General features: G+C 59.4%; 12 protein-coding genes. 4 read left to right on the forward strand and 8 right to left on the reverse strand.

Translation table 11 applies throughout. From position 1 onward, the window contains the following. Nucleotides 1–119: 119 nt before the first annotated feature. The 6 genes from F1C16_RS10415 to F1C16_RS10440 all read right to left on the reverse strand — a co-directional run bounded on the left by F1C16_RS10415 (nt 120) and on the right by F1C16_RS10440 (nt 5702). Nucleotides 120–1352: a PP2C family protein-serine/threonine phosphatase gene (locus tag F1C16_RS10415; RefSeq protein ID WP_185280595.1), complete on the reverse strand. Its 1233-nt coding sequence runs from the start codon at nt 1350–1352 to the stop codon at nt 120–122. Next, nucleotides 1345–2538: an ABC transporter permease gene (locus F1C16_RS10420; protein ID WP_258048870.1), complete on the reverse strand. Its 1194-nt coding sequence runs from the start codon at nt 2536–2538 to the stop codon at nt 1345–1347. The genes F1C16_RS10415 and F1C16_RS10420 overlap by 8 nt, the downstream gene beginning before the upstream one ends. Nucleotides 2539–2540: 2 nt before the next feature. Further along, on the reverse strand, nt 2541–2828 hold the full coding sequence (locus F1C16_RS10425) for a hypothetical protein (RefSeq protein WP_185280596.1): 288 nt from the start codon (nt 2826–2828) through the stop codon (nt 2541–2543). 44 nt (nt 2829–2872) lie between these two features. After that, complete coding sequence (locus F1C16_RS10430; protein WP_185280597.1) at nt 2873–3388, reverse strand: cytochrome c; 516 nt, start codon at nt 3386–3388, stop codon at nt 2873–2875. Nucleotides 3389–3474: 86 nt separating this feature from the next. Then, nucleotides 3475–4665: a glycosyltransferase gene (locus tag F1C16_RS10435; protein ID WP_185280598.1), complete on the reverse strand. Its 1191-nt coding sequence runs from the start codon at nt 4663–4665 to the stop codon at nt 3475–3477. After that, nucleotides 4662–5702: a lysylphosphatidylglycerol synthase transmembrane domain-containing protein gene (locus F1C16_RS10440; protein ID WP_185280599.1), complete on the reverse strand. Its 1041-nt coding sequence runs from the start codon at nt 5700–5702 to the stop codon at nt 4662–4664. Before F1C16_RS10440 ends, F1C16_RS10435 begins: the two co-directional genes overlap by 4 nt. A gap of 147 nt (nt 5703–5849) precedes the next feature. Between F1C16_RS10440 and ruvC the strand changes: the two genes are divergently transcribed. From ruvC to F1C16_RS10455, 3 genes are all read left to right on the forward strand, one after another. Continuing rightward, nucleotides 5850–6470 (forward strand): crossover junction endodeoxyribonuclease RuvC, encoded by a 621-nt coding sequence (ruvC, locus tag F1C16_RS10445; RefSeq protein ID WP_185280600.1) that lies wholly within the window; start codon nt 5850–5852, stop codon nt 6468–6470. Between the two features lie 226 nt (nt 6471–6696). Further along, nucleotides 6697–7989: an LVIVD repeat-containing protein gene (locus tag F1C16_RS10450; protein ID WP_185280601.1), complete on the forward strand. Its 1293-nt coding sequence runs from the start codon at nt 6697–6699 to the stop codon at nt 7987–7989. 80 nt (nt 7990–8069) lie between these two features. After that, entirely contained in the window at nt 8070–8690 is a 621-nt protein-coding gene (locus tag F1C16_RS10455; RefSeq protein ID WP_185280602.1) for a hypothetical protein, read from the forward strand. Between the two features lie 84 nt (nt 8691–8774). Here F1C16_RS10455 and F1C16_RS10460 read toward each other — a convergent pair whose 3' ends face one another. Both F1C16_RS10460 and F1C16_RS10465 read right to left on the reverse strand, forming a co-directional pair. Beyond that, entirely contained in the window at nt 8775–10442 is a 1668-nt protein-coding gene (locus tag F1C16_RS10460) for a PNGase F N-terminal domain-containing protein (protein ID WP_185280603.1), read from the reverse strand. 85 nt (nt 10443–10527) lie between these two features. After that, the gene (locus F1C16_RS10465) at nt 10528–11328 is read right to left on the reverse strand and encodes a PhzF family phenazine biosynthesis protein (protein ID WP_185280604.1); all 801 of its coding nucleotides are present in this window, start codon (nt 11326–11328) and stop codon (nt 10528–10530) included. Between the two features lie 147 nt (nt 11329–11475). Between F1C16_RS10465 and F1C16_RS10470 the strand changes: the two genes are divergently transcribed. Beyond that, entirely contained in the window at nt 11476–12027 is a 552-nt protein-coding gene (locus tag F1C16_RS10470; RefSeq protein ID WP_185280605.1) for an RNA polymerase sigma factor, read from the forward strand. Nucleotides 12028–12036 lie beyond the last annotated feature (9 nt).

Genomic DNA, 12036 nt, shown 5'->3' on the forward strand with positions numbered 1-12036 from the left:
ACAGAGCGAAGGACCTTATGCCAGTTGAACGATAAGCGTAACAACGACTTGTTCTCACGTCATAAGGTCCTTCGCTCTGCTCAGGATGACAGTCCTGTTTTCACTCACCACTCACCGTTTCACTTAAACCGGCAGGTAAGAATGGTGATGTCGTCGGCGAAGTGGCTGCCTTCGCTGTTGTAGGTTTCGATTTCCTGAAGCAGTTCGCGGTGTAGAGTAGGCAGGGGCACGTAGCGCGAACGACGAAGAAAGTTGAGCACGCCTTCTTCGCCGAACTCTTCTACCTCTTGGTCGAACACTTCCGTGAGACCATCAGTGTAGGTGAGTAGTAGAGAGCGGGGGGGGACTTTGGTTTGCTGCACTTTCAGGAAGGGCAGTTCCTCAAAAATACCGAGCATGGTGGTGCCATCGGCCAGCAACTCGTGGTGGTGGTCGTCGCAGAGCAGAATGGGCGAGTTGTGGCCCGCATTCACGTACTCCAGCTCGCGCGTAGTGCGGTTGTAAATACCAAAGAAAGCCGTGATGAACTTCTCCGACACGGCATTGCGGTAAATCAGGTTGTTCAACTCAGCCACGATGGTCGCCAGATCGGCCTGCTGGCGCAATAACGTCCGCAAGCCCGCCTGGAAGTTCGACATCAACAGCGAGGCCGGAACGCCCTTGCCCGACACATCAGCCACACAGAACAGGAACCGTTCTTTGTTGATTGGTACTACGTCGTAGTAGTCGCCCCCGATGGCGGTGTGCGGCACGTAGCTGGCGTGCACGGCCACGTCCTCGTCGTTGGGTAGGCTGCGCGGAAACAGCATGGTTTGCACCTCCTGCGCAATCTCGATTTCCTTTCGCATAGCCGCCGCCGCTACGCGTTGCCGGCCCAGGCGGCGGTTTTCTACCGCCCCGATCAGGATGTTGCTCAGTGTTTCCAGAAACTTGGTGGCCTCCTCGGGCACGTAATCGTCGTGCACGTTACCGATGAGCACGTAGGCCAGGGTTTCGCCCCGGTGCTGCACCGGAATCAATAGTTCCAGTTGGTGCCACTCTTCGCCCAGGCCCAGGTCGGCCACGGGCACGGGTTGGGTAGGGCTATGCGCCAGGATATGGTCAGGTAGAGGTAGGCGATGAAAATCGACCAGACCACCGCCAAAGCTTACCACGCACTGCCACTGGCCCTCTTCCTTCACATAGAGCACCATGCGTCGGATGTTGAGCTGACCAAGCAGGGTGAACTGAAATATTTTGTACAGCGCGGCCTCCGGCGAGTCGAGCGTGATGGCCTGGGTGATTTCCAGTAGGGCACCCAGCTCACGCTCTTTCAGAAACAGACGCTTTTCGGGAGAGATATAGTTAGACATTGGCTACGGGTGTTTTAGGGTCATAGGCGTCGCGGAGGCCGTTGCCGAGCAGGTTGAAGCTCAGCACCAGTAGGCTGATGGCTAGGCCCGGCAGCAGTGTGAGCCACAAGCCGGCCTCGGTGCCCAGGAGCTGAAAGCCCTCGTTCACCATCAATCCCCACGACGGGGCTGGGGGCTGCACGCCCAGGCCCAAAAAGCTTAGTCCAGCCTCCAGCAGAATAGCTGCGGCGAAGTTGCTGGTCGCCAGCACAATCAACGGGCCAATCATATTAGGAAGCAAGTGGCGGGCTATCAGCCGGCGCTGGGGTAGGCCTAATACGCGTCCGGCCTCCACAAACGTTGCAGAGCGCAGACTCAGCATTTGGCCGCGCACCACACGAGCTACGTCTACCCACATCGTCAGGCCCACCGCCACAAACGACACCCACACACCTTTACTATTGAGAGCCAGCGATATAGCAATCACCAGCATAATACCCGGGATGCTCCACACCACCGTCATCAGCCCCAGCAACACACTATCGACCCAGCCGCCCACGTAGCCCGCCACGGCTCCGATGAGCATGCCCAGAGCCAGCGAAATTAGGACGGCAACCAGGCCAATGCCCAGGGAGATGCGCGTGCCCAGCAGCAGGCGGCTTAGCTCGTCGCGGCCAGCTTTGTCGGTGCCCAGCCAGTAGGTGCGCTGCTCCACGCGCTCATCGAGGATGAACTGTTTCAGCTCGGCCGGCGAGCCGTCTTTGCCGGCCAACTGCCGCAGCCCGTAGCGGCGCGGTGGGTCGGGCAGGGCACTGTAGTTTTGGTAAGCCGGGAAAAAGGCCGAATCCTGGGTGAAAGTAGGGCGGCCGCCCACCGGGATTTCCTGAAACCGGCGGCTCCTGCCCTGCCACCACGTCCGCAGCGGGTTATTGGTAGCGGCGGCGCGGGCGGCTGTAGGCAATGGCAGCTTCAAGATGGTAACCTGAAAGCCCGGCGACTCCTTTTGCAACTGCACCAGGCCGTTGTTGGCGTTGGGCGAGTTGTCGGGCAGCACCCAGTAGCCCAGCAGCGCCAGCAGCGTGCACAGCCCAATAAATGCCAGCCCAAACATAGCGGGCCGGTTTTGCAGCAACCGCTGCCGCACGTAGTAGCTGGGCGGCCGGGCGGCTGCCGCTACAGTGGGCGCGGAAGCGGTAGGTGCGGCCACAGTTAGCGGGTGTTGTGTTGCAGCAGCCCTTCCTTGGAGGCCAGAAAGAATGCATCGCGGCAGATGGCGCCGAACGATGTGGGCTCGTAGGCCAGCTCGGTATCGGCATCGGGCCAGAAGCTGCGGATGAGGTCCTTTTCCAGCAAACTGCGCAGGTTTTCTTCCACAACAGGAGCGGCAAGGGCGGTTTTGCGGCTCAACTCAGTAAAAGAGGTGACGAAATATAGTTCGTCGAGAATATCGAATTCGGCGTCGGTCACGGGGATGGTGTAGGTCGGGGAGGGTAGCAAATATAAGGTTGAGGCCGGAGAAAGTTAGGGAAGCGTTTGTATGCTTAGTCATAGATGCCACCTCCGGCGTTGACGATGGGAGCTTTCTGACTTTCGGTATAAAGTAAAATATCCTTGATTTCCTGCTCGGAAAGTCGGAAGCTGGGCATCTCTTGCTTGCCATATTGTTCATACAATTTCACTCCATACTCATCGCCACTAGCAATAATTTTTGAAGAATTTTGCACCCATCGCACAATCCATTTTTCAGGCCGGCGCTTAGCTATTCCTGCTAACGCAGGACCCACTACTACTTCATTCACCGCGTGACATTGGGCACAGTTGCCTTTAAACAGCGCGTCTCCGGCCGTGTAGCGCGCTATTTCCTCTGGAACCAGTGCAGGCAGCTCCACCTCCTGCGCGGCAAGTGTATTCGTCACTTCATATTGCCCGACCTCAACCATTTCCACCTCTTCCGGCTCGTGCAATAGCCCTCCGGCTGATAAAAAAACTGTGCCTATAGCGCACGCCACTACCCCCATCCCTACCGTTAATGCGCCGCGTATTGATGCCTGACTCATAGTATGTTTAATAAAGTGGTGGTTGTTATTTTCTGATCCACTCAAGTACCGTCAGGCGCGCTGTATTCTCAAGTAAAAAACGCTTTTTATTTCACCTGCCTTCCCTTCCATTGGTAGCCGCCGCGCAGGCCCAACAGCCCTACCCCCAACGTGTAGGGAGCATAGGCCAGCTGCAACAGTGGCACCATGCGCAGCCACCGCTGCCGATGCAGCAGGCGCAGTACGGGACGGAGAAACCACACATCACCCCCAAGCTTGAGTGCCCACGCCGCGCCTACCCACGGCCCCAGGCCCGGCTGCCGCAGCCACAGCACCGGCCCAACTGCCAACGACACATTCGCCAGCAGTACCAATACCGCTAGGCGTTGCGGCGCGGCGGCCTGGTAGTGGCGCCACTTGCTAGCCCAGCGTACCCGCTGCTGCAACAATGCCGCCAGGGTAGGCGGCGCGGCCGTGCGCACCACGGCCGCCTCTACCTGCAAAAACCGAATGCTGCCGGGGTAGGCCGCGTGCAGCTTATGGAGCAGAAATTCATCGTCGCCGCTGGCTAGGTGTTCGTTGCCGGCAAAGCCCTGCACGGCCGCGAAGGAGTCGCGGCGGTAGGCGAGGTTAGCGCCGTTGCACATCGTCGGGAAACCGGCCTGGATGCACGCGCCGCCTACCCCTACTAACCCAGCAAACTCCAGCCCCATCAGGCGGTGCAGCACGGTATCGGGGCCGGTGAGCAGCACGGGGCCGCTGATAAAGCGCGTGGTGGGTGCCTGTTGGATAAGCAGGGCGTAGCTGCGGAGCCAGTCGGGGCCGAGGCGGCAATCGGCATCTGTACACACCACCCAAGGGGCACGGGCCACGGCCAGCGCGGCTTGCAGGGCGGTTTTTTTGCCGGTGGGCGTGCCGGGCTGCCGGGCTAGTTGGATGAGACGCAATGAAAAATCCGTTGCGGTGCCCTGCACTACTGCCGCCGTTGCATCAGTGGAGTGGTCATCAACCAGAAGCACCTCAAACTGCGCGGCGGGTAGGGTTTGCTGGCGCAAGTCCTCTAGCAGATGCGGGAGGGTATCGGCTTCGTTGCGGGCGGCGATGAGGACGGAGAAGCGGACAGAACAGCTATTAGCTGTTGGCTGCTGGCTGTCCGCTTCTATGTCAGGCAAAAAGCTATCAGCCAATAGCTGACAGCTAACAGCTTGCTTACCCCACGACCGGCGCAGGGCCACCATCACACCGGCATACACCAACGGCGCTACCAATAGCCCTACCCCCAGCCATTTCGTTTTCATGGATGCGTCGCCCGGTGGGCTTTTTTCTTTCGGAACACCTTCACTTGCAGCACAAACAATAGCCCTACCGCGCTGGGCAGCGCAATATTGACAACCCACAGGCTAAGGCTGGCGCTGAGCACCGGCAGCACCGGCTGGCCCAGCAACCCAAACAAATGTGTGGCCGATAACTCCCGCACGCCCACATCGGCCAGGGCGTTGAGCGAGGGCACCAGCGACTTAAATAGGAACGTACCAGCAATGGCCGCCAGCCCCTCGCCTATCCCCGGCCGGGCACCGTAGGCCAGCAGCAACAGGCCAAATTGCACGCAGAACACCAGGTAGCGCAGCCCGGCAATGGCCAGCACCACCGTGAGGGCGCGGGCAGAGTAGCTGGGCATAACGGCCAGAAACCTCCGAAAGCGACGCAATGGCCGCACCAGTCCCAAGGCCGCCACCAGCAGGCGCGAGCGGTAGTACGGCAGCAGCACGGCCGCATTCAGCAGCAGCACGGCCGCCACCACGCCTACCTGCGTGGCCGGGTAGCCCACCAGATAAAACCGCAGCAGAAAATAGGCAATGCCCACCGAGCCGGCGGCCACCGTCGCAATCAGCTGGCAGTAGCGGCCCAGAAACACGGCTCCCAGCGCATCTAGCCGCCGGCTTTTCAGCTCGATGATGCGGCCGGCGTAGTCGCCTACCCGGTTGGGCGTCACGAAGCCCAGGGTGAGGCCTACCAGCACGGCCCGGTAACTGCGCCGAAACGAAACAGGCTCCAGATGCCGGGCCAGGCGCCACCATTTCCAAGCCTCCAGGCCCCAGTTGACGGGTACCAACGCCAAAGCCGCCAGCACCGGCCCGCGGCCAGCGCCCGTAAGCGAGGTTGCTAATAATTGACGCCAGGCGGCGGCCGTGGCGGCATCGGCAAATACGGAGTAGTACAGCAACCCCAGCGTGAGCAGCGTCACGAGCAATTTGCCCGCCAGCACTAGCCATTTGCGCCGCCGGCCGACATTATCCGGCTTTTGGGCGTAATTTTGTAGAGGGTCGGGAGGCAAAAGAGGAAGTAGCTTGTTGGCCCGGCAAGTTAGTTGTCCGTTGCTAGTTGTTGGTTGTCAGGGGCTGGTTTCTATGAGATGCGGCTACCTGAAAATTGATAACTACCTGCTTCCAACTGATAACCGACTCTGAAACCCACTTAGCTCATGCTCGCACCCCTCGCCGCCACCGATTTACTTCCCAAGATCATCATGGGGGTCGACCCTGGCACGCAGATCATGGGCTATGCTATGATTGAGGTGCAGGGCTCCAAAGTGAAGGTGCTGCGCTACGATGTGATTGAGATGAAAAAGCTGGCCAACCACGCCCTCAAGCTCAAGCGCATCTACGACCGCATGGTGGAGCTTATTGACGAGTTTCTGCCCGACGAACTGGCCATTGAAGCCCCTTTCTATGGCGTGAATGCCCAAAGTATGCTGAAGCTGGGTAGGGCGCAGGGTGTGGCCATTGCCGCCTGCCTGTCGCGCCAGATTCCGTACGTAGAGTATGCGCCTACCAAGGTGAAGCAGTCGGTGACAGGCTCCGGCGCCGCCAGCAAGGAGCAGGTGGCCCACATGCTGCGCCAGACTTTGCAGCTGCCCCCCATTGAAGAAGCGCCCAAGTTCCTGGACGCAACCGACGCGCTGGCCGTGGCCATGTGCCACCATTACCAGAAAGGCAACAACCAGAAAGCCGGCGGCAAAAGCTGGGGCAAGTTTCTGGCCGACAACCCCGGCAAGCTGGCCGCGCCGGTGGCGGGCAAAAAGGCGGTCCGAACAAAGGGGTAATCCCTGCCTGGCCCAGCGCTTTGCCAGCCTGCGCACAGATCGCGCTAACTAGTATTCTGCTGTTTATTGCCGCTTGGGGTTATCCCGAGCCGTTTCTATGCGCGGTAAAGCTTGTTATATATAAAATAATCTATACCCCAGTCAAAAGCCTGCAACCATTACCTTACCAATTGCCTCTTACCAAAAAAAGCAGGGCTTATTATTTCACTCTTCATTCATTATCAGCATGATTCGTACCTATACTCGCTGGCTTGGCTGCTTGTTGCTGAGCGGCTTGCTGGCCTGTTCTTCTGCCGACAAAGAGGAACCTGAACCCATCGTAGATACCTTCTGGAGCAATTCTGCTTACGGGTACTGCCCGCAGCTCATGACGCGCACGGCGCTGGAAGAGTCTGTGACGGTGCTACCGGCGCGGGCCATGCACCAGACCGGCAAAATTTACCTGTGGGGAAAGTATATCTTCATTAATGAACTGTACGAAGGCCTGCATATCATTGATAATCAAGATCCCAGTAAGCCAAAACCGATCGGCTTTCTGCGTGTACCCGGTAACGTAGACCTCGCCATTCAAAACAATTACCTCTACGTTGACAACGGCCCTGACCTAGTAACGCTGGACGTGAGCAACATACAAGCTCCCCGCATCACCAGCCGCGTGCGCAACGCTTTCCGGGAGTTGCTGCCGCCGATGGGGTACGTGGCATACAACTGCGCTTCCACTCGTCCCGAAAACACGGTGGTAGTGGGCTGGCAGCACGTCGATATTCCGGCACCTGGCGGGAGCACGCCTTTTCCTGGCTTGTGGGACAGGGGCGTATTCTTCAGCAATAGCGCCGGTACTGCCTCGGCGGCACCTGGCAACCTGACCGGGAAAAGCGGGTCGCTGGCCCGGTTCACCATCCTCAATCAGATGCTGTACACGGTTGATAACCAGAGCTTGCGGTTGTTTGACCTGCGCACGCCCTCATCTCCCGTAGCAGGCGCCAAGATAGAGTTGGCATTTGGCGTTGAAACGATATTCCCTTACGACCACTACCTGTTCCTGGGCACCCAGCGCGGCATGTATATTTTTGATGCCGCCACGCCCCAAGCCCCGCGTCAAGTATCCTACTATCAGCACGTAGTAAGCTGCGACCCGGTGGTAGTGGATGGCAACTACGCTTACGTAACGCTACGCAGCGGCCGGTTCTGCGGGGGCGGCCCCAACCAGCTCCAGGTTATCGACCTTACTGCCCTCGACAAGCCCCGCCTGGCCCAAACCTACCCCATGACGGGGCCACAGGGCCTGGGGGTAGACAATGGGCAGCTTTTTGTGTGCGACAGCGACGGCCTGAAAACCTTCTCCACCCAACAGACGCCGCAGCTCACGCTGCAAGAGCACTTTCAGGTGAAGGTGACCGACGTGATTCCGCACGCCGGCCTTCTGCTGGCTATCGGCGCCGACGGCCTCTACCAGTACCGCTACACCGGCACGAAGCTCGAACAGCTGAGCTTGTTGCCTATTACGCCCCTACCCTAGTGCGCGCGCTGTTTTGTCACAGGCGCCCGGTATGGTTGTGGATATGCGCGGGCTTGTTGGTCTGCCGGGTACTACCCACCGTGGCTCAGCAGGTTCCTACCCCCACTACTCGCTTTTTAGCGATTAAGGTGGTACCGCAACACCTAGTACTGAGTGGTTATTGGGTGGAAGCAGAGTATGGGTTGCCGCGCCACGCGCACCAAAGCGTGGCGCTCACAGCGCAGCTATATCACGGACCTGCCGGGCGCCCCAACACGCCGGGCTACGCCGCATCCGACCCCGGCGAATCGGTGCGAGGCGTGGGCGCGGAGTTGCGACACCGCCTGTATTTGCGAGCACCCCGCCAGGCGTACCCTACGGGCTTTTACGTCAGCTACGGACCAAGCTTTCAGCATTTTCGCATGACCTACCCTACCCTGGGCTGGCGCGAAGTGAAAGGTCCCAACGGCTTGGAGTACCTGGAGTACGGCCGCATTCCAAACACGACCACCATCAACCGGTATGGCGCGGCGGCCACTGTGGGCTACCAGGCGCCCCTACCCCCCGGCCGGGTTTTCCTGGACCTGTACGCAGGCGTAGGCTGGCGGCAGCGACACAATCAGTCGGATGACGCAATAGCTCAATTCAAGAGCGGCACTTCCGATTACGGGCACCGGGGGTTCTATTTCCCGGCTGGCGTTAAGATTGGCGTGCAATTGTAGGTTGTTGCGCAAGCCGCGGGGCCGTTTCGGCGCCGCGGCTGGTGAGCATTCTACTGGTTCACCAGCCTCAAGGCTGATACAGCCCTACTCCTTGGTGGTACCCAGTAGGCACCCCGATACATTCCAGGCGCTAAAGGCGCTGCCTTCCCGCTTCCCGAGCGGAATAGCTACTTTGAAGGTGTGCTGCCCGGCCGGCAGGTCGGGCAGCGGGATGTACACTGGTGGCGTCAGGCTGCCGGGGCACCAGTTGGAACGGCTCAAATCGGAGGAGGACAAGCCGTTGCCGAAGTTGCCGGACGACGGGTTCAGCAGCCGGTACGTGCCGCAATCGGTGCGCCAGGGAATGAAGTGATAGACCCGTTTTCCATCCAGAAAAAGCTCATTCAGCTTCTGGTTGAACTCATCGCCGCCACCCCAGCCCCCGTGGCCCGTGGTGATGTAGCGCAGCTGCACGTTCTGCATGGCACGTGGAATGTTCACCGTGACGGTGAGCGAGTCCTGCCCGAACATTGTCCCGTATTCCTGCCCGGCCATTTCCATAAGGTTGGTGGTGTTGAAAAGTGGCAACACCGCGGGAGCCGGCATTGGCGTGCCCGATTTGCCACCAGGGTAGTACTTGAGGTTCAGGCTTACTTTGTGCCCGCCCTTGTCGTAGTTGCCAATAAATACGCCTACCCACACTTCGCCCTGCATGCGGGGAGCAAGCTCCGTTACATCTTGCCGAAACACGGCCGAATCGGCCCAGTTATAGCCTTTGATGGTGGAAGCGGCGTTGTAGGCCCGCACGCCGAAGGGGGTAAAAAAGCGCATCAGTTCTAGCGGGGGTAGGTACTGGTTGGTAGCCACCACACCCTGGTACTTCTCTTTATACACAGGTAAGGCCTTCACGCCCTGTTGCAGACCGTTCAAAAACGACTGCTGCTTATTCAAAGGAATCAGGAACACCGACCCCGTGCGGTCGTACGCATCGCCGTTGGAATACTGCGACAGCTCGGCCAGAATCTGTGTACCCGCGCTGTACTCGGGCAATCGTATTTTCTTCAGAATAACGGTGCCGCCGGCGTAGTGGTAGGTGACGTTCGCCTGCCCGGCGGCCGGATTCGGCTGGTCGTTGCCGAACGAAATTTGTTCCTGCTGAAATACAGAGACGGTCGTAAACCGGCTGTCAATTACTTGGCGGTTATAGGTCGCGGCATCTACCACCGGGCCCATTGTGGCGGGGGTAGGCCAGGCGAGGTCGGCGCTTTTAATGGAGCCCCGCTTGATCTGGGTCGCGGTGACGGCCTGCTCGCCGTTGCGGACGGTTTTCAGGATCAGCCCCAAGCCGGGCGCTACCCCAATGCTGGGCGTGCCTTTCAGGGGTAGGGCGTTGGTATACCACACCTCCACTGTATTGGAGCGAATAATGACCTTGGCCTTCTTGCAGGGGTAGCCCAAAATGGTGGCCGTATCGGGTAGCAGCTCTGGCTGTTCGTACGCAGCAAAGTCCTTCATCTGCGTGACGTGGCCCCCATTGGGCAAGGTGAGCACCTGCAACGTGCGCTGGGCATCGTAGTCTAGGTACTGTTGTTCTTTCGCTTGCGCATCTGCCACCCGTTGCAGGTGCACCCGCGGCCCGTCGATAAACAACTGTAGGCGCCCTTCGGGCACCGCTTTTCCGTGGTAGGTTACATCATAGGTGATGGTCGCACGGCGTTGGGCATAGCCAGTCACGGCAGACAGTAGGCAGGCAAGCAGAAAGGCGTATCTCATTCGAATCAGGTTGTCGGGCAAGTTAACCAGCGGCGTGGTAGCAAGCGGATTTAGCTTGGTTCAGCATTTCTTGCCAGTTGTTTATCTACCCTATCTCAATCTCCCCCTTCAAGTACGTCACGGCGTAGCCGCTGATGAGCACCCGGTCCTGGCGCAGCTCACACCACAGGTCGCCGCCGCGGGGCGAGACTTGCCGTGCGCGTAGTTCGGTTTTGCCTAGCCGTTCGGCCCAGTAAGGCACCAGTGTGGTGTGCGCCGAACCAGTTACAGGGTCCTCGGGCACGCCTACCCGCGGCCCGAAAAACCGCGATACGAAATCGACTTCCCCGCTGCCCGGCGCCGTGGCAATAACGCCCCGGTAGGGCACTTGCAGCAATGCGGCCTGATTGGGTTGCAGGGACGTCACTTCTTCTGCCGAATCAAATAACGCTACCAAGTCGGGGCCAGCCAGTACCTGCTGCGGGGTGGCGCCTAGCCCAGCAATTAGCCCTTCTGGCACCACGTCGAGCGGTTGAGGTGGGCGGCTTGGGAAGTCCAGCGTGAGGCGGCCGCTCTCGTGCCGGCTTACGCGTAGCGGTCCGCTTTTAGAGTGAAACGTCAGCGCGTCACTCTTGAAATTGAGATGCCGCAGCAGCACGTGGGCCGAGGCCAGCGTGGCGTGGCCGCACAGCTCTACCTCCACGGCCGGCGTAAACCAGCGGATTTCATATTCGCCTTCCTGGCCATCACGCGGCACAAAGAAGGCGGTTTCGGCCAGGTTGTTTTCGGCGGCAATAGCCTGCATAGTATCGGCGGGCAGCCACTCACTGAGGGGGCACACGGCGGCGGGGTTGCCAGCAAATAATGTATCTGTGAAGGCGTCGATTTGGTAGAGCGGCAGCAGCATGGCAAGGAAGACTGGTGAAGAGGACAAAGATGCGATACCAGAACTATATTTTCTACCCCACGCAACCCACAGCGGGCGGCGCCGGTCATGCCCATAGAACGCTACGCTGCTTATTCACCGGTTCTTATTTTCATCTTATTTCTATGCATGGCGCAATCTATTGATGATATCCTGGCGGGCTGTCGGCGCCAACGGCCGGCGGCCCAACAGGCCCTCTACGATTTGCTGGCGGGGCGGCTGATGGGCGTGTGCCTACGATACTGCCCTTCCCAGGCCGAAGCGGAGGACGCGTTGCAGATGGCGTTCGTCAAGATTTTCACCCGCCTCGATCAGTTCCGTGGCCAGGGACCATTTGAGGCGTGGGCGCGGCGCATTGCCGTTACTACCTCGCTCAACGCCTGGCACCAACACCGGCAGCGCGGCACCTTCCTCGACAGCGAAGAAGCCGCCGAGCTACCCACTACCGACGCTACCCCGCTGGAACTGCTGTCGGCCGAGGAGCTTATGCGCTTACTCCATACGCTGCCGCTGGGCTACCGCACGGTGCTCAACCTCTACGCTGTGGAAGGTTATTCGCACGCCGAAATAGCGGAGCTACTGGGCATCTCGGAAGGCACCAGCAAGTCGCAGCTTTCGCGGGCGCGCCGGCTGCTGGAGGAGCGCCTGTTCACCAACAACACGCATTTTTACCATGACTGAGCCCGAAGA

Origin of the sequence: Hymenobacter sp. NBH84 (assembly GCF_014217645.1) — a bacterium.
In the GTDB taxonomy this organism is placed as follows: domain Bacteria; phylum Bacteroidota; class Bacteroidia; order Cytophagales; family Hymenobacteraceae; genus Hymenobacter; species Hymenobacter profundi.